Below are 21,214 nucleotides of genomic sequence, written 5' to 3'. Positions count from 1 at the left end.
GGATCACAGCTATCACCGGAACCACGAAAGGCACCGCCATGTCCCGGCAACAGCGCCAGGCCCTCGACGAATTGCTGCGGCACGGTCCGCTCGACCTCGGCGGCGATGTCGCCGAACAGCGCGCTGTCTTCAGCGAGTTGATGGCCTCCATCCCGTTGCCGCCCGACGTCTCGACCACGGTGGGCGAACTGGGCGGCGTACCGGTCGTCACCGTCGAGACCCCCGCGAGCGACCCGGCGACCGTGGTCCTCTACCTGCACGGCGGCGCCTACGCGATCGGCTCGGCGGCCGACGCCGTGGGCCTGGCCGCCGAGATCGTCCGGCGCACCGACGCGCGCGCCGTCTGCGTCGACTACCGGCTGGCCCCCGAGCACCCCTTCCCCGCGGCGGTCGACGACGCGCTGGCCGTCTACCGGGCCCTCCTCGACGACGGACTGCCCAGCTCCGCGATCGCCTTCGTCGGCGAGTCCGCCGGCGGTGGTCTCGTCGCCGCGACGCTGGTCGCCGCCAAGGACGCGGGCCTGCCCCGGCCCGCGTCGGCCGCGGTGTTCTCCCCGTGGGCCGACCTGAGCGTGTCCGGCGCGAGCGCGGTGAGCAAGGCGGCCGTCGATCCCTCGGTCACCCCGGAGGGCCTGCGCACGCGGGCCCGCGACTATCTGCGCGACACCGACCCCACCACGCCCTACGCCAGCCCCGTCTTCGCGGACCTGACCGGCCTGCCGCCGCTGCTCATCCAGGTCGGCTCGCACGAGGTCCTGCTGGACGACGCCGTACGGCTGGCCGCGCGCGCCGCCGAGTGCGACGTACGGGTCGATCTGCAGGTCTGGTCCCAAGTACCGCACGTCTTCCAGGGGTTCGCGGCGATGCTCGACGAGGGCGCCGAAGCGCTCGACGCCGCCGCCGCGTTCACGCGGGCCCACTGGACGGACGTCACCGAAGGCGCCGAGGCGCTCGGGGCCGTCGGGTAAAGAATCCGTAGTGCGGAGGCGGAAGGTGCGTGTGCCGTACAGCGTCTAAACGACGATGTCGTGCATGGCAACGACGAACCACTTCGGCATCGCTCTGCGGGGGTGGCGTGAGCGTGTGTCACCCGAGGACAGCGGGCTGGAGCCGGGCGGGGACCGGCGCATCCCCGGACTGCGCCGGGAGGAACTGGCCCGGCTGGCGGGCCTGTCGGTCGACTATGTCGTCCGGCTGGAGCAGGGCCGCGCCCGCAACCCCTCGGCCCAGGTGGTCACCGCGCTGGCCAGGGCGCTGCGCCTCGAACCGTCCGAACGCGACCACCTGTTCCGCTGCGCCCACCTCGCGCCGCCCGCGACCGGGGACGTGTCCAGACACATGCCCGCGCGGGTGCACCGGCTCGTGGGGCAGTTGGCCGACAGCCCCACCGCAGTGTTCGCCGCCGACTGGACCCTCATCGGCTGGAACGACATGTGGTCCGCCGCGATCGGCGATCCCCGCACCTACGGCTGGGACGAACACAACCTCGTCGCCGGGATGTTCCGGCCGGGCGGCGGCGGACATGGCCGGGCGCCGATCGCGGGCTGGCCCGTGCGGTCCTGGGCGGGCGACGAGGTCGAGGAGGAGGATCTCGTCGCCGACCTGCGGGTCACGGCCGCCGCCCATCCCCATGACGCGCGGCTCGTCGCCTTCGTCGACCGTATGCTGCGCGACAGCCCGCGCTTCGCCCGCCTGTGGTCCAACGGCACGGCCCGCACCCACGTCGGAGACCGAAAGACCATAGAGCACCCCCGAGTTGGGGACATCGACCTCGATCTCGACGTGGTGATGGCCGCGGGCACCGACCTCAGGATCGTCACGTACACGGCGGCGGCCGGGACGGGCGACGCGGAGAAACTGGACGATCTGCGCGCGGCCCGCCCGCTGGCGGCTCGGGTCCCGTGAAGGTCGCGGTAGGTCGGTCCTCGTCCGCGCGCGACAGCGCGTCGGTGATCCGACGGGTCGCCGAGTCGGGGTCGCGGTTTGCCATCTTCTACGGTCGTGACGCGGGCGCTCCCGGCCAGGTGCGCAGCAGAGCGTCGAGGGCGTCGAGGATCTCGGTCCAGCTCTCCTGCGCGTCGGGGGCGCTGTGGTCGAAACCGCCGGCGGACTCCAGGCCGACGAAGCCGGTGAAGACGCTGCCCAGCAGTCGCACCGCGTGGGTCTGGTGCGGTTCGGCCAGGTCGTAGCCGCGCAGGATCGCCCGTGTCATCTGTGCGTGCCGGACGCCCGCGCTGGCGGCGGCCGTCTCCGGGTCGAGCCGGAACCGGGCCGCGACGAAACGCCCCGGGTGCTTGAGGGCGTAGTCGCGGTAGGCGTTCGCGAAGGCGGTCAGGGCGTCCTTGCCGGCCCGTCCGGCCACCGCGGCGGAGACCTGGTCGGCCAGTTCCTCCAGGGCGAGGAGGGCGATCCTGGTCTTGAGGTCGTGGGCGTTCCTCACGTGCGAGTACAGGCTCGCGGTCTTGACGCCGAAACGCCGGGCGAGTTCCGCGGGGGTCGCCTGGTCGAAGCCGATCTCGTCGGCCAGGTCCGCGCCCGCCCGGACCAGGCGCTCCGTGGTCAGTCCCACCCGTCCGGTCCCTGCCATGGCCGTCCTCCGCATCGATGCTGTCATCCCCTACTTCGAAGATTATGCATTTGCCTAACTCGATTAGGCAAATTAGCGTGTCTATTATGAAGCCGCTGACCGAGCAAGAGATCCGCACCGCGTTCGTGAACTGCACCAAGGGCGAGGCGAAACGCCTGTCCGTCCCCCGTGACCTGGCCGAACGGTCCTGGGACGACCTGGACTTCCTGGGCTGGCGAGATCCCCAGGCCCCCGACCGGGCCTACGTCGTGACCGAACTGGACGGCCGCCCGGTCGGCGTCCAACTGCGCACCTCCGGCGCCGGCTCCTGGCAACAGCGCCGCAGTATGTGCTCCGTGTGCCTGACCACCCACACCGGGGGCGTCTCCCTGATGGTCGCGCCCAGGTCCGGGAAGGCCGGACAGCAGGGCAATTCGGTCGGCGTCTACATGTGCAGCGACCTCGCCTGCTCCCTCTATGTACGCGGCAAGAAGGACACGGGCGTCGGCGCCCGCCTCCAGGAGTCCCTGACTCTGGAGGAGAAGATCCGACGGACCGTGACGAACCTCGCCATGTTCATCGCGAGAGTGGGGGCGTGACCAGCAACGCCCTCTCGAACGTGGACCGATGCGCGGCGGTGTACGCGTGCTCCCGCTCGGACCACTCGACCCGGGAGACGATCAACTCGGCGTCACCGGGACGGAGTTCGGACTCGCCGAGGCGCCGACGCCACCAACTCGCGTTGCGGGTCTGCCGGTCGAGCATCGCGTCGACCAATGCGCATCGGGCGGAGCCTTCGAGATCGTAGGCGTCCACGAGAATCCGCACCTGGGCCGCCTGTGCGGCGGCGGGGCGGTGGGGACACGGCGTTGTTCGGGCCGGGGTCGTGGTGGCAGACGACGGGGCACGCCCCGGCGAGCGCGCAGTCGCGGGTCGCGTCGTGCAGGGACCGGAGCAGGGCACCGACCGCGGCGACCTGTACGCCGGTCCAGCGCCGGAACTTGGCAGGCACCTGGCCGACCAGATAGCTGAACGTGTCACGTCCGGCCGCGTCGAGGCCGAGGTGACGTGGGGCACCGGCGAATCCACGCCGTTCGAGATGGCCGAGGAGTCGCGCCACGAAGGGCGACGCCTCCGTGACCGGCCGGCGCACCGTGTCGCCGACACGCACCACGCCGGGAGTCACGCGCCCGCCCCGCAGGGGTGCTTCGCCGTCCTGTCCCCGCATCTACGACCGCTCCGTTCATCGTGTCGAGGGCGAGCCGGGGTTCGGGCTCGGGCGCCTCCGACCTGCTCGTCCCCGTTTGTTAGGCTTCCCTGGCCTCCCGCGGGGGAAGTCCGGTGAGAATCCGGCGCTGTCCCGCAACGGTGTGCGTGGCGCCCCCTGGTCGTCGCGTGAGCCCGATCGCCCGTGGGTGGTGCGACCCGTTGACTGCTCGCCGTGGACTGCGAGAGGGGATCCGAGCGGCCGGCACGGTCGTACGGGCTGTCTCCTCGATCGAGGCTCACCAGGCGGCCCCAGGTGAAGGACCGCCGATCGTGCGCCGACCTCCGAGCTTCGGCCCGGCCCGAACACCCCAGCCGCTGCTGATACTTGGGCTGCTGCTCCTGCTCAGCGTCTCCCTCGTGTGCGGTGTCGCACTGGGGGCGGCCGGCATCGGACCCGCGGACGTGTTCCGCTTCCTGTGGGCCGGAGTCACCGGCGGGACCATCCACGCCGACGCCGCCGCCGACTACACGATCGTCTGGGAGATCCGGCTCCCGAGGGTCGTCCTCGCGGCCGTCGTCGGCGCCGGGCTCTCGGCCGTCGGCGTGGCCGTCCAGGCCATGGTCCGCAACGCGCTCGCCGATCCGTTCGTCCTCGGCATCTCCTCCGGCGCGGCGGTCGGCGCCAACGCCGTCATCCTGCTGGGCGCGTTCGCCGGCCTCGGCGTCTGGGCGCTGTCAGCGTCCGCGTTCGCCTCGGCGCTCGCGGCCATGGTCCTGGTGTACGCGGTGGCCCGCTCGCCGCACGGCCTCACCCCGCTGCGGCTGATCCTCACCGGGACCGCGCTGGCCTACGGTTTCGAGGCGGTCACCACAGTGATGGTGTTCGGCGCGGCCCGTGGCGAGGCCGCCCGCTCGGCGATGATGTGGCTGCTGGGCAGCCTGGGCGGCGCGACCTGGGCACAGGTGCCGCTGGCCGCCGTCACCGTGGCGGCCGGCTGGGCGTGGCTGCGATGGCGGGCGGAGTCGCTCAACGCCCTCGCGATGGGCGACGAGACCGCCGCCGCGCTCGGCGTCCAACCGGCCCGACTGCGCCGGGAGTTGTTCCTCGTCACCGCGGCCGTGACAGGAACGGTGGTGGCGGTCAGCGGCGCCATCGGCTTCGTCGGGCTCATGGTGCCGCACCTCGTCCGGATGCTCGTCGGCGCCGATCACCGCAGGGTCCTCGCGGTCGCGCCCCTGGCCGGCGCGGTGCTGCTGGTGTGGGCGGACGTGCTGTCCCGGCTGCTGCTGGCCCCGGCCGAACTCCCGGTCGGTGTCATCACCGCCGTCGTGGGCGTGCCCGCCTTCCTGCTGCTGATGCGGCGCGGCGGCCATGCGTTCGGGGGGCGTTGATGCGGCTCGACATCGAGGGGCTTTCGGTCGACGCGGGCGCGGTGCGGCTGGTCGACGACATCAAGCTCGCCGTGGACTCCGGGGCCTTCGTCGGGCTCGTCGGCCCCAACGGCAGTGGAAAATCAACCCTGTTGAGGTGCGTGTACCGGGCGCTGCGGCCGGCCGGGGGAGTGGTCCGGCTCGACGGTGACGACGTGCACGCCATGGAATCACGGGCCGCCGCCCGGGTGTTGGCCGCGCTGCCGCAGGAGTCGTCGGCCGAGTTCGACTTCACCGTCACCGAGGTGGTCGCCATGGGGCGGCTGCCGCACCGGGACCGGACCGCCGCGTCGGACCGGGAGATCTGCGCCGAGGCCATGGAACGCACCGGTGTCACCCACCTCGCCGACCGCGGCTTCCTCGCCCTGTCCGGCGGCGAGAGGCAGCGCGTCCTCATCGCCCGCGCACTCGCCCAGCGCCCGCGCGTCCTCGTCCTCGACGAACCCACCAACCACCTCGACATCGCCCACCAGTTGGACGTGCTGTCCCTGGTCCGCGGCAGCGGCCTGACCGTACTCGCGGCCCTGCACGACCTCAACCTCGCCGCCGCGCACTGCGACCTGCTGTACGTGATCGCGGACGGCCGGATCGTCGCGTCCGGCGCACCGCACGACGTACTCCGACCCGCCCTGCTCGCCGAGGTGTTCGGAGTCCGTGCGCACCCGGTACGGCACCCGGAGACCGGCGCCGTCCAGCTCCTGTTCGACCTGCTCCCGCCCACCACGTAAGGACAACACCCCCCATGCGCAAGCTGCTTGCCGCCGCACTCTGCCTCGCCGCGACCGCCACCGGCTGCGGTGCGAGTGTCGAGTCGGCCGCGGAGACCCGGTCCACCGAGGCGGTCACCCTCACCAACTGCGGTCAGCAGGTGACGTACAAGACCGTCCCGAAGCGAGTCGTCACCAACGACGTCGGCATCACCGAGCTGATGTTCGCCCTCGGACTGGAGAACCGCATGGCCGGGTTCGCCATGCCCGACGACAAGGGCGATCTGACCGACGTGCCCTGGAAGGACGGCTACCAGAAGGTCAAGTGGCTGTCCAAGGACCAACTCACCAAGGAGAACGTCCTCGACGCCCGCGCCGACCTCGTCTTCGCCGGCTGGAACTACGGCTTCCGCGACGACAGCGGCTTCACCCCCGACGCCCTGAAGAAGCTCGGCATCCCCTCGTACGTCCTCACCGAGTCCTGCCGCAACGGCCGCACCGACACCGCGCGCGGCATCATGCCGCCCCTCGACGCCCTCTACACCGACCTCACCAACCTCGGAAAGCTCTTCGGCGTAGAGAAGCGCGCGGCCACCCTGATCGCCGACTTCAAGAAGCGAATAGCCACCGTCCACAGCAAGGCCCCCGCGAAGAGCCCCACGGTCTTCCTCTACGACAGCGGCCAGGACGCCCCGTTCACCTCGGGCCGCTACGCCGCCCCCGACCAGATCATCAGCGAGGCCGGCGGGGTCAACGTCATGCACGACGTCAACGACTCCTGGACCACGGTCGGTTGGGAGACCGTCGTGAAGCGCGACCCCGATGTCATCGTGATCTGCGACTACGGCGACGTGAGCGCGGAACAGAAGAAGAAGTTCCTCCTCTCCTACGCCCCGCTCCGCGATGTCTCAGCCGTCAAGCACCGACGGATCTTCGTCCTCGACTACGTCGACCTCGTCGAGAGCCCCCGCAACCCGTCGGCCATCGCCCGCCTCGGCGCGTATCTTCGCACCGCCGCTCAGACCGGCGGGACTTCGTCGTAGCGACCCAGGAAGCGGAACGCGCCGCCCCTGGCCCGGTAGAGGAATTCGGTGTTCTCCGGGTCCATCGTGTGGGTGGTGCCCTGGTCGAAACGGATGGGTTTGGCCACCCCGTCGTACGAGAGATGGAAGAGGCCCTCGGCGACCTGCGCGGGCTCGACGGTGGTCGTGGTCCCGAGTGCGTCGAGGGCCCGGGCGATCAGGCCGACGGCGTCGTACGCCTCGGCGGACCAGCGGCCGGGCGCCTCCCCGTAGCGCGCCCGGTAGGCCGCGGTGAACGTCTTCGCGGCCGTGGTCCCGGCCGACTGCGCCTCGGTGTACGGCGCTTCGAAGACCCAGCCCTCGGCCGTCTGCCCGGCCGCGGAGAGGAACTCGCCGCGCATCACGGGCTCGAAGCCGGCCACCGCCCCCGCGAACCGGGCCGCGGCCAGGGCCCGGGCGCAGGCCGCGGCCCGGAGCGGTGACGTGCCGGCGAAGACGACCGCCTGCGGGCGGGTGGCCAGGGCGTGGGCGACGGCAGGGCCGAAGTCGCCGGTGTCGGCGGCCACTTGGTGCGTGGTGACCGTTCCGCCGCTGGGCGGCGTCGCCACCAGGTTCCGGTTGATGTCGACGGCCGTCTCGCCCGCCGCGCGGTCCTGGACGACCGCCGTACGGTGAGTGGGGCGGACCCTGGTCAGGTAGGAGAGGATCGGCAGCGTCTGTGAGCTGTCCGAGGCCCGGGTCACGCACAGGGTGCGCTGACTCGTGGTGGACAGTCCGGCGGTCTCGCCGTCGACCGACACCAGGATCACCGGCATGGACGCGGTGGCGTACAGCGGCGCGGCGGCACGGGCGCCGGTCGTCGTGCTGGGGCCGATGACGGCGCTCACGGACGGCGCGGCGAGCACACGCCGGGCGATCTCGCGCGCTCGTGCGGCGTCACCTCCGTCGTCGTAGGAGGACAGGGCGAGGCGGTAGTCGACGTCGCTGCGGGCGTTGTGGGCGGCGACGGCGAGGAGTGCGCCGCGCTCCTGCGCCTTGCCCAGGGTTCGCTGAGACCCCGTCAGATCGGCGTGCAGGGCGAGGGTGTGCGTGGGGATGTCGTGCCGTGCACCGCCCGCCGCCGGGTGGCCCCGGGTGAGCAGGACGGCCGCGCCGGCTCCCGACGCGGCGAGTACGGCGGCTGCCGAGCTGCCGATCGTCAGCACGCGGCGGCGTGAAATCCCCTGCGCTGTACGCGTGTTGAGCGACTTGGGGGCGATCGGTCCGGCTGTGCGCGGCGGTGGGTCGAGGGCGCGGGCCGAGCGCTCGGCGACCAGTCGTAGTACGGCGGGCGGCAGCCAGTCGGTCGCCGGGGCCGGGCCGGCGTCCGGGTGATCGTCGTGCGTCAGCGCGGAGCGGACCTCGGCCGCCGTCGGACGGAGCGCGGGATCCTTGGCGAGGCAACCGTCGATCACCGACCGCAGCGGCGCCGGGAGTTGAGCGAGGCCGGTGCGGTCGGGGGCCTCGTGGACGGTGCGGTACAGCACCACGGGCGCGTCACCGGTGCCGAACGGCCGTCGCCCGGTCGCCGCGTACGCCAGCACGCAGCCCAGGGCGAACAGGTCACTGGCCGGGCCGACCTCGCCGCCGCGCGTCCGGGCCTGTTCGGGGGAGAGGTAACCCGGGGTGCCGACCACCGCGTCGGGGGCGGTGAGCGCGGTCGCCCCGGCACCCTTGGCGATGCCGAAGTCGATGAGCCGGGGGCCGTCGGGGACGAGCAGGATGTTGCCCGGTTTGACGTCCCGGTGCACCAGGTCCACCGCGTGCAACTCGCCCAGCGCCTGGGCCAGTCGGGCGCCGAGCACGGCGACCGATTCCGGGGGCAGCGGCCCGAGTCCGTCCACCGCCTCGGTCAGCGAAGGGCCGGGGACGAACGCGGTGGCCAGCCACGGCGCACGCGCCTCGGTGTCCGCGGCCGTCACCGCGACCACCCAGCGGCCGGTGAGGCCGGTGGCCAGCCGCACCTCGCGCCGGAAGCGGGCACGGAAGGCAGGGTCGGCCGCGTACTCGGCCCGGATCACCTTCAGCGCGACCGGCGTTCCGTCGGTGGAACGGGCCAGGTACACCACGCCCATCCCGCCCGTACCGAGCCGCGCGAGCAACCGGTGTCCGCCCAGCTCCTCCGGGTCCTCGGCCCGCAGTGCCCGCATCCTGTGGCTCCCGTTGCTGCTCGGTGACGGCTTCTCCAGCCGTCAGGAAGACAGGCCCACCGGGCCGACATAGGCGAAGCGGCCGTCCTTGAGCCGGTAGTGCTGGACCTGCCGGGTGACGAGCTGGTGGTCGGCGTCGAAGGTGTAGGTGGTGACCAGGCCCTTGAACCTGGACTTGGCGAGCGCGCCGGTGACTTGGGCCCGGGTGGGGCGGTGCGGCGCACTCCCGCCGGTTCCGTCGCTCGTGCTCGCTCCGCTCCCCGCGAGGGCCGTGAGCCGGTCGGCCAGCAGGCGGGTGATGTCGTACGCCTCGGCTGCCCAGTCGCCCGGCGCGGTGCCGTAGCGCTTGCGGTAGGCGGTGGCGAACGGTCGTACGGCCGCGGCGGCCGGGTCGATGTACGGAGCCAGGACCTGCCAGCCCTCGCCCGCCGGGCCCGCCGCCGAGACGAAGGCCGGAGTAGCCGACGAAGTGTCCAGGAAGCGGGGGCCGTTGAAGTCCCGTGCGGCCAGGGCGCGGGCGAGCGGGACGGCACGCTCGGGAGTTCCGGTGTAGTAGAAGCCGTCCACGCCGTGGGCCAGCATGTCGGCGACGACGGTCGACACGTCCGGCGCGAGCGCGGGCACGACCCGGGCGTAGAGGGCGATGCCGGCCGCGTGGGTCGAGCTGTGGACGACGTTGACGGACTCCATGCCCGTGATGCCGCCCGCCCGGTCGACCAGCAGCCCCGGGCGCCGGGACCCCTGCGCGGTGAGCGCGGTGACGGTGGCGTACGCCGAATACGCCGCGAGCGGAGCGGCCCGGAAGTAGCTCTTCGGCTTGGCCAGCAGCGCCGACTGGACGGCGGAGACCGAGAGTTCGGAGACGGATATCAGGGGCAGCCCGGCGCTCTCGTACACCGCCACCGCACTCTGCGCCGAGGCGTAGCCGGTGGGGCCGAGCACGGCGAACACATCTCGGTCGGCGGTCAGTTGACGTGCCACCGCCTGCCCCCGGACCGGCTCGCCCCGGTCGTCGAGCACCCGCAGAGTGAGCGTGAACGCCTTGTCCTTGCGGGAGTTGAACTGTTCCACCGCAAGCCGTGCCGCCCGCACCTGTGCCGCCCCCGCCGACTTGAGCGGGCCGCTCAGATCGGCCTGGACACCGATGGTCCAGGCGCGGCCGGTGGCCGAACCCGCCGGTGTCGTACGGTCGTTGTCGCGCAGCGCCGCCCACAGGGCCGCCCCGCCACCGGCCGCGAGCAGCGCCGTGCCGCCCGCGGCGAGGGCAAGTACCCGACGACGGCCCGGACTTGGGGGAGCGGGCTCGTCAGGGACCTCGGTCGCGTCGATACCGGGCAATGCCAGCATCCGGGCCGAGCGGTCGGCGACCATCCGGACCACCGGGTCCGGCAGCCAGCCGATGGAACCGGCCGGCGCGTCCTCCACCAACTCGGCGTCGATCTCGGCGACCTGGGGACGTGCCCCGGGCTCCTTGGCGAGGCAGCGCGCCAGCAGGGAGCGGAGTTCGGCGTCCTCGATCCCGTCCAGATCCGGGGTGTCGTGCACGGTCCGGTACAGCAGCGCGTCCGCCGTACCCGTACCGAACGGCAGCCGTCCGGTCGCCGTGTACGCCAGCACACAGCCCAGCGAGAACACATCGCTCGCCGGACCCACCGGCAGCGCACGGGCCTGCTCGGGGGAGAGGAACCCGGGCGTGCCCACCACCATGCTGTCCGAGGTCAGTTCGGTCTCCTCGGCCGCCGTGGGCCGGGCGATACCGAAGTCGATCAGCCGGGGCCCGTCGAGCGCCAGCAGCACATTGCCCGGCTTGACGTCCCGGTGCACCAGCCCCGCCCGGTGCACGGCGTCCAGGGCACGCGCCAGCACCTTGCCCAGGACCCGCACCACCCGCGCGGGCAACGGCCCGCACTCCGCCACCGCCTCGGCCAGCGAGGGACCCGGCACGAAAGCGGTCGCCAGCCACGGCGCCGGCCCCTCCGTGTCCGCGCCCAGCACGGGCACCACCCACGGGCTGTCCACCCCGCGCGCGGAGTCCGCCTCACGTCTGAACCGGGCCCGGAACTCCGTCTGTTGGGCGAACTCGGGCTGGATGACCTTCACGGCCGCGAGTTCCCCGGCGGTACCGCGCGCCACGTAGACCACGCCCATGCCGCCCGCGCCCAGCCGTCCGAGGAGCCGGTATCCGCCGAGCCGGGACGGATCGGAGGGAAGCAGTCGCTCCATCACGACCCACCGCCCTTCGTGCCCGACGCGGACCCGGTGGGGCGTCCGATCTCCTGCTCCACCCGCAGCAGCATCCTCGGAAGGACCTCCGCCACAAGGGAGTTGAGCTCCTGCTCGCTCCGGCCCCGCCCGCCGCACACGGAGGTACCGGCCACCACCGAGCCCAGGACCGCCTGTTGCCACCAGTACGGATACGGGCCTCCGCGCGTGTCACTGACACACTGCCCGGTCTCCAGCAGCAGATCGTCGCCGCTGGTGTTGCCGCCCTCGCCGCGCGCGAACGACAGCGACTGCAAGCCCGTCAGCCGCTCGCCGGGCCGCTGGGTCTGCTCGGTGCAGTCGAGGTCCTCCTCCAGCATCCGGGCCTGCTCCCACGACGCGTCGAGCGCGGTCCGGTGCACGGTGACCGTGGCCGACAGCCGCACGGATCCCTTCCCGCCGGCCGCGGGCACCTCGAAGTGCCGGGTCAGGGTGGCCAGCGCGTCCCCGGGCAACGGCTCCAGCCGCCACAGACAGTCGTCCCCCAGCACCGCCCACTGCCCGGGCTCACTCTCGTACGGCGTCGCCCGCTCCACTCCGGTCCCGAACAACTCCGGCCCCGAGATGACCCGTTCGATCAGTGCCTGGGCCTGCGCCGCGGTCTTCGGCTCCCGGGCCGGGTCCATCTCGGGAGTGGCGGAAGCGGTGGCGCTCCGGGCGGTCTCGGACGGCACCGGTGGCGACGCGGAACCGCCCGCGCCGCCACCGGTGCACCCCAGCAGCAGACCACCGAAGGCCGCCACCGCCCCGCCGACCCGCAGTGCTCCGGCATACGCCACGACGTCGCCCCCTCCACGGCCTGCCGTACGGCCGACCCCATGCCCCTACCGATGCACGCGGTCGCGGGGACGGTTCCCCGCGCTCCGTTTCTGTTTCCGGCTTCGCACAGGATTCGTACAGACGAGTCGATCGTAGTGCCGATGGCTCCTCAACTCATGCTGTACAGAGGGCAGTTCGGAGTCGAGACGGACTCACCTGACGAGTTCGGTCGGCTCGTCCAGTTGTGTCAGCTTCCGCGGATTGCGCACCACGTAGATCCTGGTGACCCGGCCGTTCTCGACGGCGAGACTGATCGCGGACGGCTCACCGTCGACGTCCATACGGCCCGCGGGTTCGCCGTTGAGCCACAGGGGCGTGGTGTCGAACGCGGCCACCAATGTGTTCGCGCGGGCGAGGATCGGTGCCACCAGCTCGACCCCGTGGATCGGGGCGAGCGCGGCCGGAACGACCCCGCCGCCGTCGGTCACCAGCACCACGTCCGGTGCCATCACCTCCATCAACTCCCGCAGATGGCCGGTGCGCAGGGCGTGCAGGAACCGTTCCACCACGGCCGCCTGTTCCGACCGGCTCACCTTCACCCGTGGCCGCCGGGCCGCCACATGCTCCCGCGCCCGCCGGGCGACCTGCCTTACCGTCGCCGCGGACTTCCCGACGACCTCCGCGATCTCGCCGTACGACAGCTCGAACACCTCGCGCAGCACGAACACCGCCCGCTCGGTGGGCCCGAGGGTCTCCAGCACGGTCAGCATCGCGATCGACACACTCTCCGCCAGCTCGACGTCCTCGGCGACATCAGGACTGGTGAGCAACGGTTCCGGCAGCCACTCGCCCACGTACTCCTCCCGCCGGCGCGACAGGGCGCGCAGCCGGTTGAGCGCCTGCCGGGTGACGATCCGGATCAGGTACGACCGCGGGTCCCGTACCTGTGACCGGTCGACGTCGGCCCATCGCAGCCAGGACTCCTGCAGCACGTCCTCGGCGTCGGCGGCCGAGCCGAGCATCTCGTAGGCGACGGTGAACAGCAGGCCGCGATGGGTGACGAAGGGGTCCTCGGTCATGCCGGCATCTTCCCCGGCCGCGGGGCCAACGGGATCTCGCAGGAGTCGGAGTAGCCCTGCGAGGTGATCCCGTGGGCGGTGTTGCACCGGGCGGCCATGTTCGCGAAGCCGATGTACACGGTGAGTTCGACCAGCGCGGCGGGGCCGAGCCGGTCCAGCAGACGCTGCGACAACTCGTCCGTCACGGTCGACGGTGTGCTCGTCATCGCCTCCGCGTACTCCAGCACGTCCCGCTCCAGCGGCGAGAACACGTCCGCCTGCCGCCAGCGCGGCACCTGGCTCGCCTTCGTCAGGTCCAGGTTCTGGTTCAGCGCGAAGAAGTAGTTGACGTCGAGGCACCAACCGCACCCGACCTGTGCCGCCACGGCCATGTGCGCGAATGTCTTCAGACTCGCGTCCGCCGCGTCCAGCGTGGCCACCTTCGCGGTGAACTCCTGGTTGACTGCCGCGAGTTGGGGGTGGTTCCACAGAACTTCGACGGGCTCGGGCACGGATCCGAGCTGCTTGATCAGGTTCTCGCGCAGCTCGGCGGGAAGCTCGGCCCTCGGAACGCGAAGCGTCATGGTGTCCTCCTGGTACGTGTGCCTGTCCGGGCCAGTACATGTGCCTGCCCGGCGGTTCGGCATGAAGACACCGGCGGACGTGAGGATGTGACATCGGGACGCCGGACGGCCGCACCCTCGCCACCGGCGGGGAGGGTGCGGCCGTCCGGTTTGCACGTAGGCGGAACAGGGCCGGTCCTAGCGGGCCGTCACCCGGAGGTTCCCGTCGCGGCGGCGAGGTCGTCGGCGTCGGCGCGGGCGAGCACGGCGTCCACGACGGCGTACTCGGCCTGGTCCAGTACGTAGAGCACCAGGGCGATCGCGTCCGCGGCATCCTGCTCGGCGTCGTCGGCGCGGCGTTCGGCCTTCTTGAGGTCGCGTTCGGCCTTGTGCTCGGCGCTCGCCGCGCGGCGGTCGGCGAAGTGCTTCTGCACCGAGTCGTGCGCGTCGCTCAGTCGGCCCTGCGCCCGGGCCTTGGCGTCGTCGGTCTTGGCTCCCACGGCGTCGATGGATGCCTTGAGACTGGTCTTCGTCGACTCCAGCTGCGCGCGGTTCTTCGCCCTGGCGGCCGTGGCGGTGTCCTCGACCTTCTTCGTCCGGTCCGCCAACTTGCCGAGCTGGTCCGAAAGCTTGTCCATGATGATTCCTGTCTCGTGAGGTTGATCCGGTGGGTCTCGGACATCGCGCGGCGCGGGCACGCCGACGCCACGCATGCCGTTATGCCGCTCTTTGCCGCAGGTGGAGGGAGAGGACGATGCCCGACGTCCCGTACATCAGGCTGAACAAACCGAACACGGTCGCCAGTGAGACCGCGCCGACGTCCGGCCGCACGAACAGCGCGAACGCCAGCGCGACGGAGACCAGCCCGGTCAGCATGAACATCGCGCGCTCCCCGGCGGACTCGCCCTCCTGCGTGGCCATACCGATCTCGACAGCGCCGGTGACCAGCGCCCACGCGGCGACCCAGAGGGTGAGTGCCAGCGCCGTGATGCCCGGCCACAGAATCGCGGCGGCTCCGCTCACGGCGGACAGCAGGGCCAGCAGCAGCCAGCCGAAGACCGGCCCCGCCCGGTTGCCGCTGAACGCGCGAACGGCGTCGTTGGCCGCGGCGAAGAAGGCGTAGAAGGCGAACAGGTAGACGAATGTGCCCACGGTTATGCCGGGCCACACCAGCGACACCAGTCCGAACGCGACCGCGAGGATGCCGCGCCACAACAGGGCGTTGGGTGAGCTGAGTATGGTGATCACTTCCCTTCTCGGCCGAGGAGGCATGGGCCGGTCGCCCTTTTCCCAGGCCCGACGCTAGGGCTCGGCGGCCCGGGGACCATCCGTCATCCGACTGCACCGCTGTAGCGATCGGGGTGCTTAGGTGCGAGGCGTTCCGGGCGGACGGCGACCCACCCCGGACGGCATGCGCGGCCGATTTCGCTACAAGTTCCGAAATTATTCGTGACGGCTCCGGCACGCCGTCGAAATAGGTACTTCCTAGCGTTAACGCCAGTCGCATAGGCGTCATCGCACCCATTGGGTCTGTCAAGCCGCAAGAGGTGCTTTCTCACGAAAAAACATCACTGTCCTCAGCGATGTCTTGAGACAGGAGCCACCGAGTGTCCAACCCCTCCCGTCGCGGCGTCCTCAGACTGACCGCCGGCACAGCTCTCCTCGGCACCCTCGCCCTGACCGGCTGCGGGCGCGGTACCGAGACCGCCGCCGCGAAGGCGTCCGCGAAGCCGATCGGCAACACCCCGGCCACGGGCACCGTCAATGTCTGGGCGACCCAGGACGACGCCAGCGTGCTCGACAAGGTGATCAAGCCGTTCAAGGCCGCGAACCCGGACGTCACCCTGAAGTTCACACTGATACCGAACTCCGAGTACTACACGAAGCTCCAGGCGGCGATCGCGGCGGGCAAGGGCCCGGACGTGGCCCAGTTCTTCCCCGAGTCGCAGGCGCAGTTCCTCGACCCGGCGATCCTGCGGCCGGTGCCGGACGGACTCGTCGACTCCGGCAGCTTCTTCAAGAGCCTGTGGGACGCCGGTGTGGCCAAGGACGTCGCCTACACGGTGCCCTGGTACGCGTACACGTACGCCCTCGTCTACCGCGCCGACCTCGCCAAGAAGGCGGGCGTCAAGGCGCCGACCACCTGGGCCGAGATGGTGCCCTTCTTCAAGGCTTTGCAGGGCGCCGGAGCCGTGCACGGGCTCGGGGCCGACAACGGCTGGGACATCTTCAACGGCCAGGACGCCGCGATGTACGCCTGGCAGGCAGGCGGCTCCCTGCTCTCCGCCGACGGCAAGTGGACGCTCGACACACCGGCGATGGTCGACGCCATCAAGTACAACGCGTCGTTCTTCACCTCGGGCGTCGCCGACACCGCCACGCCCACCTTCCTCGACTCCCAGCCGTACTTCGTCTCCGGCAGGACCGCCTGCATGATCACCGGCCCCTGGGTCGTCGGCCAGCTCGACACCGCCGCGAAGAAGACCGGCTGGACGGCATCGCACGTCGCCACCGCACCGCTGCCGGCCGGCTCTTCCAGCAGCGCCTCCTTCTCCGGCGGTGGCAGCTGGGGCGTGCTCACGACCGGCGGCAACGCGGACGCCTCGTGGAAGTTCATCCGGTACGTCTCGAAGCCGAGCACCCAGGTCGCGCAGTTCAAGGCGTACAGCTCGCTGCCGGCGGCCGTGTCGGCCTGGGACGACCCGGCCATCAAGGGCCAGCCGCTCCTCGACGCCTTCTTCACACAGCTGACGAAGGCGCGGGCGTTCCCGCAGGTGAGCACCTGGCAGCAGGTCGCGACCCGGCTCGGCAAGGAGATGGAGGCCGTGGCCAAGGGCAAGGAGACCGCGGCCAAGGCCGCCGCGAACATCCAGGCGTACGCCGAGAGCGTCGGCACGAGCACGAAGTGAGCCGTCCATGACCACCACCCTCACCCGTCGGGCGCCGCGCACGACACCGCGCGGCCGGCCCGTCACGGCCCCCGCGCGCGCTCGCAACCGCAGCCTGCGGCGAACGGCTGTCGCCTGGCTGTTCCTCGCCCCGTTCCTCGCTGTGTTCCTGCTCTACACGGCGATCCCGACCGTGGCCGCGCTCGGCTTCAGCCTCACCGACCTGCACGGTGCGGACCTACGGCATCCTTTCGCGGTCAACTTCACCGGCCTGGAGAACTACCTCCGGCTGTTCCAGGACTCCACCTTCCGGCGCGACATCCTCAACACCGCCGTCTTCGTGGCCGTCGGCGTACCGCTCACCATGGGCGTCGGTTTCGCGCTGGCCCTCGCGCTGAACTCCGGCATCCGGCGGCTGCGCGGCCTCTTCCGTACGGTGTTCTTCGCACCGGTCGTCACCAACGTGGTCGCGGCCGCACTGATCTGGCAGTACGCCTTCAACCCGAGCGGCACCGTCAACAAGGTGCTCGGCGCGGTCGGTTTCGCCGGACCGAACTGGCTGGACGACCAGCACCTCGCCATGCCCGTGGTCATCCTGCTCGGCGTCTGGCGCAACTTCGGCACCGCGATGGTCCTCTTCCTCGCCGGACTCCAGTCCATACCGCAGGACGTCTACGAGGCCGCCGCCCTCGACGGGGCAGGAAAATGGCGGCAGTTGAGGCACATCACCCTCCCGTTGCTGCTGCCCACCACCCTCATGGTGTCGGTGCTGCTCACCGTCTTCTATCTCCAGGTCTTCGACGAGCCCTACCTGCTCACCAACGGCGGCCCGCTCGGCTCCACCGAGTCCGTGGCGCTGTACACCTACCACCAGTTCGGGGTCGGCGAGTTCGGGGTGTCCTCGGCCGCCTCCTTCGTGACCCTGGTGCTGGTGGCCCTGGTGAGCATCGTCCAGTTCCGATTGCTGAGGCCCCGCGCATGACCGCCGTCGCCCGAAGTGCCGTACGAGCGCGGCCCGTTGCCCGGCCCCTGCTCTACGCCGCGCTCGTCCTGTGCGCGCTGCTCACGCTGCTCCCGTTCGTCTGGGGGATCAGCGGCTCGCTGCGCAGCCTCGACGAGATCCGCTCCGACCCCGGTTCCCTCCTGCCCCACCACTTCACGCTCGACAACTTCACCCGGCTGTTCAGGACCCAGGGGTTCGGCCGGTTCATGGTCAACAGCATCGTGGTCGCGGCCATGGTGGTGGTCGGCAACATCGTGGCGGCGTCGGCCGCCGGCTACGCGCTCGCGAAACTCGAATTCGCGGGCAGGCGGCTCGCGTTCGGCGCGGTCATGGCCGCGATGATGGTGCCGTTCACGGCGGTGTTCGTCCCGCAGTTCGTCCTCACCGTCGACATGGGCCTGGCGGACACCCTCGCCGGTATCGCGCTGCCCAGCCTGGCGATGCCGATGTCGGTGTTCATCATGCGGCAGTACGCGTCCTCGATCCCCGACGAGCTGCTGGAGGCGGCCCGCATCGACGGGGCCGGTGAGTTCCGCATCTTCTTCCGGATCTTCCTCCCACTGGCCGGTCCGGCGGTCGCGACGATCACGATCATGTCGTTCCTCAACTCGTGGAACTACTTCATCTGGCCGCTCATCGTCGCCCAGAGCACGTCCAGTTACACCCTTCCGGTGGGCCTCGCGGCCACCAGCCAGGCGGCGGCGCACGTCACCGACTACGGCCTGATGCTCGCCGGTGCCGTCGTCGTCATGCTGCCGGTGCTCGTGCTCTTCCTGTGCCTGCAGCGGTACTTCGTGCAGGGCATCGCCGGAACGGGAATGAGGTGACCCCCCTGAAGTCCGCGACGAACGGGATGAACCAGAGCGCCGTCCGCCGCGTCAACACGTCAGTCATCCTGCGGACGTTGGCGGTGTCGGCCGGGCCGATGACCCTGACCGAACTCGCCGAGCGGGCCGGACTCTCCCGCCGTACCAACGAGTTGATCCTGGACTCGCTCATCGAGGCGGGCTGGGTCACCGAACTCGACCGCGTGCCGACCAGCGGCTGCGCCGGCCGCCCCGCCCGCCGGTACGAACTCCGCGCCGAACACGCCCTGTTGGCGGCCGTCCGCATCACCACCCTGGACGTGTCGGCGATGGTGGCCGACGTCCGCGGCCGCATCCTCGGCCGGGCCCAGCGCCCGCTGCGCGCCTACCAGGATCCGCGCTCCACGCTCGACGACGCGGCGGACCTCGTACGGGAGGCACTCGACGACGCGGGCGGCTCGCCGGACCGGCTGCGCGCCGGTGCGGTCGCGGCCGGCGGCGCGATCGACGACGAGGGTGTCGTACGACGCCTGGTGCACACCACGCGCTGGGAGGGCGTGCGGCTGCCCGAGGAGCTGGGGCGGCGCGTCCGGATGCCCTGGTTCGCCGACAACGACACCAACCTCGGTGCGCTGGCGGAGCGTTGGCGGGGTGTGGCCGGTGACCACGACAACGTGGTCTGGGCGGTCCTCGGCAACCGGACCGGTCTCGGCATCCTCATCCGGGGCGCCGTGCACCGGGGCCTGGACGGCGCCGCCGGCGAGATCATCGAAGCGCACTCGATACCGGTCGGGTCGGTCGAGAACCACCCCGTCGCCTGGCTCACCTCACCCGAGGCGGACCGGCGCCGTATCGCCCTGGAGCGCTTCGAGGCGGCCCGCGCCGGAGACGCGGAAGCGCTCGCCGAGGTCGACGAGTTCGTCGAGAACATCACCTCGATCCTCACCACCCTGTCCTGGACGGTCGCGCCCTCGCTGATCGTGCTCGGCGGTGGTCTGGAGGAGGCGGCCGACGTGCTGCTGCCCCGGGTGCGGGAGGCGATGCGCGCCGCCCGTACCCCCGCGATCGAGCTGCGCGCCACCTGCCTGGGCCGCGACGCCGCGCTGATCGGCGCCGTGAAAATGGCGCTCGACCGGATGGACACCGAGCTGTTCGGCCCGCTCGTCCCCGGCGCGTGACTCCCCCCACATCAGACGAGTTTGGAGTTCCCCTGTGACCGACATCCCGCACACCGACGTCCTCATCGTGGGCAGCGGCATCATGGGATCCGTGGTGGCCCGGCTGCTGCGGGACAGTGATCCGGGGCTGGCCATCACGATGGTCGAGGGCGGCAGCGCGATCGGCGGGACGCCCGGGCTGCATCTGCACGACGTCGACGACCCGGTCCTCTGGGCGCGCTACAACGAACAGGTCGTCAGCGGCATCCAGGGCGTGTACACCGGCGCCGAGGTCGTGCGCGAGACAGCGGACAGCCTCACCGGCCTGCCCCCCGGCATGTTCCACGCGCTGGCCTTCGGCGAGGACGCCGAGGCGATGCCCGCGACCGCGCTCGCCTGGAACGCGGGCGGCATGGGCGTCCACTGGACCGCCGCGACCCCGTGGCCCGCCGACGACGAGGTGTTCGACTTCGGCGACCCCGCCGGCTGGACGGCGGACCTCGACACCGCGCGCCGACTCCTCGCCGTCACACCTTCCCCCATCGGCCCCACCGAGATCGGGCACCTGGTCCTCGACGTACTACGAAGGCGCTACGACGACACGGCACCGGACGACCGGCGCCCGCAGCCGATGCCCATGGCCGTCACGGCGACGGCGTCCGGCCCCATGCCGCGCACCGCGCCGGGGACGATCTTCCCGCCCATCGCGTCCGGCGGCGACCCCGAGTTCACCCTGCTGACCGGCACGCTCGCCACCAGGTTGCTCGTGTCGGCGGGCCGGGCCGCCGGTGTCCGGCTGCGCCGTATCAGCGACGGGACGGAGACCGAACTCCACGCGGACACCGTCGTCGTGTGCGCCGACGCGCTGCGCACCCCGCAGCTGCTGTTCGCCTCGGGCATCCGCCCCCCGGCCCTGGGCCGCCGGCTCAACGAGCACGCGTTCATCACCGCCCGGGTGCTGCTCGACCTGGACCGGTTCGGCATCGCCCTCGACGACCTGCCCCTGCCGCGCATCGGCGAGTTCAGCACGGACTCGCTCTGGCTGCCGCGGAACGGGACGGCACAGCCCTTCCACGGGCAGATCATGAACCGGACGTACGTCGGCGACGACGGCCGTCCGCTCGCGCACGCCGTGGGCCTCACCCTGTACACCCCTGTCGAGTCGCGGCCCGGGAACCGCCTCGTCTTCTCTGAGTCGGAGACCGACCTCGCCGGGCTGCCGCGCATCCGCGTCGAGTTCGACTACTCCGACACCGACCGCGCGCTCATCGACCGGGCGTCCGCCGAAGTCCGGTCACTGGCCGAGGAGTTCGGCCCCTTCGACCCCGCCACCGAACTCGCGCTGCTCCCGCCCGGCTCCTCCCTGCACCTGACCGGCACGGTCCGGGCGGGCACCGCCGACGACGGCACCACCGTCTGCGATCCGGACGGCCGGGTGTGGGGCTACGACAACCTGTACCTCGCCGGCAACGGCGTCATCCCCACCCCGATGGCCGCCAACGTCACCCTGACCGGCGCGGTGACCGCCGTACGGGCCGCCCGAGCCGTCGCCAACCGCACCGCGCCACTCGCCGCGCGCTGAAAGGAAGTTCGA

Annotated in this window: 20 protein-coding genes and 1 riboswitch; of the genes, 11 read left to right on the top strand and 9 right to left on the bottom strand. The window is 71.5% G+C overall.

All coding sequences use genetic code 11. The annotated features are described in order from the left end of the window. Positions 1–38 precede the first annotated feature (38 nt). Together ACIBJH_RS39075 and ACIBJH_RS39070 are read left to right on the top strand one after the other, a co-directional pair. Positions 39–968 (top strand): alpha/beta hydrolase, encoded by a 930-nt coding sequence (locus ACIBJH_RS39075; RefSeq protein WP_399121681.1) that lies wholly within the window; start codon positions 39–41, stop codon positions 966–968. A 64-nt stretch (positions 969–1,032) separates the two neighbouring features. Further along, positions 1,033–1,905 (top strand): helix-turn-helix transcriptional regulator, encoded by an 873-nt coding sequence (locus ACIBJH_RS39070; RefSeq protein WP_399121680.1) that lies wholly within the window; start codon positions 1,033–1,035, stop codon positions 1,903–1,905. An 88-nt stretch (positions 1,906–1,993) separates the two neighbouring features. Here the strand turns inward: ACIBJH_RS39070 and ACIBJH_RS39065 are convergent, their stop codons facing one another. Beyond that, the gene (locus tag ACIBJH_RS39065; RefSeq protein ID WP_399121679.1) at positions 1,994–2,587 is read right to left on the bottom strand and encodes a TetR/AcrR family transcriptional regulator; all 594 of its coding nucleotides are present in this window, start codon (positions 2,585–2,587) and stop codon (positions 1,994–1,996) included. Between the two features lie 86 nt (positions 2,588–2,673). Here ACIBJH_RS39065 and ACIBJH_RS39060 point away from each other — a divergent pair, with 86 nt between their 5' ends. Beyond that, positions 2,674–3,165 carry an FBP domain-containing protein gene (locus tag ACIBJH_RS39060; RefSeq protein WP_399121678.1) on the top strand — a complete coding sequence of 164 codons (492 nt, stop codon included), beginning with the start codon at positions 2,674–2,676 and terminating at the stop codon, positions 3,163–3,165. Here the strand turns inward: ACIBJH_RS39060 and ACIBJH_RS39055 are convergent. Then, on the bottom strand, positions 3,143–3,382 hold the full coding sequence (locus ACIBJH_RS39055) for a hypothetical protein (protein WP_399121677.1): 240 nt from the start codon (positions 3,380–3,382) through the stop codon (positions 3,143–3,145). The two genes, ACIBJH_RS39060 and ACIBJH_RS39055, sit on opposite strands and share 23 nt — an antisense overlap. A gap of 514 nt (positions 3,383–3,896) precedes the next feature. Beyond that, positions 3,897–3,977: riboswitch (cobalamin riboswitch) on the top strand. A 128-nt stretch (positions 3,978–4,105) separates the two neighbouring features. On the opposite strand from ACIBJH_RS39055, the gene ACIBJH_RS39050 reads away from it, so the two are divergent. Genes ACIBJH_RS39050 through ACIBJH_RS39040 form a run of 3 tightly spaced genes read left to right on the top strand, consistent with a single transcriptional unit; the run spans position 4,106 to position 6,956 of the window. Next, the gene (locus ACIBJH_RS39050) at positions 4,106–5,167 is read left to right on the top strand and encodes a FecCD family ABC transporter permease (RefSeq protein WP_399121676.1); all 1,062 of its coding nucleotides are present in this window, start codon (positions 4,106–4,108) and stop codon (positions 5,165–5,167) included. Further along, positions 5,167–5,934, top strand: coding sequence for an ABC transporter ATP-binding protein (locus ACIBJH_RS39045; protein ID WP_399121675.1), 768 nt, complete (start codon positions 5,167–5,169; stop codon positions 5,932–5,934). The genes ACIBJH_RS39050 and ACIBJH_RS39045 overlap by 1 nt, the downstream gene beginning before the upstream one ends. 14 nt (positions 5,935–5,948) lie before the next feature. After that, the gene (locus tag ACIBJH_RS39040; RefSeq protein WP_399121674.1) at positions 5,949–6,956 is read left to right on the top strand and encodes an ABC transporter substrate-binding protein; all 1,008 of its coding nucleotides are present in this window, start codon (positions 5,949–5,951) and stop codon (positions 6,954–6,956) included. Here ACIBJH_RS39040 and ACIBJH_RS39035 read toward each other — a convergent pair. The 7 genes from ACIBJH_RS39035 to ACIBJH_RS39005 all read right to left on the bottom strand — a co-directional run bounded on the left by ACIBJH_RS39035 (position 6,932) and on the right by ACIBJH_RS39005 (position 15,014). Next, positions 6,932–9,124 carry a bifunctional serine/threonine-protein kinase/ABC transporter substrate-binding protein gene (locus tag ACIBJH_RS39035; protein WP_399121673.1) on the bottom strand — a complete coding sequence of 731 codons (2,193 nt, stop codon included), beginning with the start codon at positions 9,122–9,124 and terminating at the stop codon, positions 6,932–6,934. The two genes, ACIBJH_RS39040 and ACIBJH_RS39035, sit on opposite strands and share 25 nt — an antisense overlap. A 42-nt stretch (positions 9,125–9,166) precedes the next feature. Next, complete coding sequence (locus ACIBJH_RS39030; protein WP_399121672.1) at positions 9,167–11,347, bottom strand: bifunctional serine/threonine-protein kinase/ABC transporter substrate-binding protein; 2,181 nt, start codon at positions 11,345–11,347, stop codon at positions 9,167–9,169. Then, a complete protein-coding gene (locus ACIBJH_RS39025; RefSeq protein WP_399121671.1) occupies positions 11,347–12,165 on the bottom strand; it encodes a hypothetical protein in 819 nt (272 codons plus the stop codon). The genes ACIBJH_RS39030 and ACIBJH_RS39025 overlap by 1 nt, the downstream gene beginning before the upstream one ends. Positions 12,166–12,357: 192 nt before the next feature. Continuing rightward, the gene (locus tag ACIBJH_RS39020) at positions 12,358–13,224 is read right to left on the bottom strand and encodes an RNA polymerase sigma-70 factor (protein ID WP_399121670.1); all 867 of its coding nucleotides are present in this window, start codon (positions 13,222–13,224) and stop codon (positions 12,358–12,360) included. After that, positions 13,221–13,787 carry a carboxymuconolactone decarboxylase family protein gene (locus ACIBJH_RS39015; RefSeq protein ID WP_399121669.1) on the bottom strand — a complete coding sequence of 189 codons (567 nt, stop codon included), beginning with the start codon at positions 13,785–13,787 and terminating at the stop codon, positions 13,221–13,223. Before ACIBJH_RS39015 ends, ACIBJH_RS39020 begins: the two co-directional genes overlap by 4 nt. Positions 13,788–13,975: 188 nt before the next feature. After that, on the bottom strand, positions 13,976–14,404 hold the full coding sequence (locus tag ACIBJH_RS39010) for a hypothetical protein (RefSeq protein WP_399121668.1): 429 nt from the start codon (positions 14,402–14,404) through the stop codon (positions 13,976–13,978). A 79-nt stretch (positions 14,405–14,483) separates the two neighbouring features. After that, positions 14,484–15,014 carry an HdeD family acid-resistance protein gene (locus tag ACIBJH_RS39005; protein ID WP_399121667.1) on the bottom strand — a complete coding sequence of 177 codons (531 nt, stop codon included), beginning with the start codon at positions 15,012–15,014 and terminating at the stop codon, positions 14,484–14,486. A gap of 359 nt (positions 15,015–15,373) precedes the next feature. Between ACIBJH_RS39005 and ACIBJH_RS39000 the strand changes: the two genes are divergently transcribed. The 5 genes from ACIBJH_RS39000 to ACIBJH_RS38980 are packed head-to-tail and all read left to right on the top strand — an operon-like array spanning position 15,374 to position 21,202. Further along, positions 15,374–16,675, top strand: coding sequence for an extracellular solute-binding protein (locus ACIBJH_RS39000; protein WP_399121666.1), 1,302 nt, complete (start codon positions 15,374–15,376; stop codon positions 16,673–16,675). A 7-nt stretch (positions 16,676–16,682) separates the two neighbouring features. Next, positions 16,683–17,636: a carbohydrate ABC transporter permease gene (locus tag ACIBJH_RS38995; RefSeq protein ID WP_399121665.1), complete on the top strand. Its 954-nt coding sequence runs from the start codon at positions 16,683–16,685 to the stop codon at positions 17,634–17,636. Continuing rightward, a complete protein-coding gene (locus ACIBJH_RS38990; protein WP_399121664.1) occupies positions 17,633–18,484 on the top strand; it encodes a carbohydrate ABC transporter permease in 852 nt (283 codons plus the stop codon). Before ACIBJH_RS38995 ends, ACIBJH_RS38990 begins: the two co-directional genes overlap by 4 nt. A 26-nt stretch (positions 18,485–18,510) precedes the next feature. Beyond that, complete coding sequence (locus tag ACIBJH_RS38985; RefSeq protein ID WP_399121742.1) at positions 18,511–19,641, top strand: ROK family protein; 1,131 nt, start codon at positions 18,511–18,513, stop codon at positions 19,639–19,641. A gap of 34 nt (positions 19,642–19,675) precedes the next feature. Next, positions 19,676–21,202 (top strand): GMC oxidoreductase, encoded by a 1,527-nt coding sequence (locus ACIBJH_RS38980; RefSeq protein ID WP_399121663.1) that lies wholly within the window; start codon positions 19,676–19,678, stop codon positions 21,200–21,202. The last annotated feature ends 12 nt before the right edge of the window (positions 21,203–21,214 follow it).

It is taken from the genome of Streptomyces sp. NPDC050548 (genome assembly GCF_044457385.1).
Lineage (GTDB): Bacteria > Actinomycetota > Actinomycetes > Streptomycetales > Streptomycetaceae > Streptomyces.
This window is presented reverse-complemented; position numbering and strand designations above follow the sequence as displayed.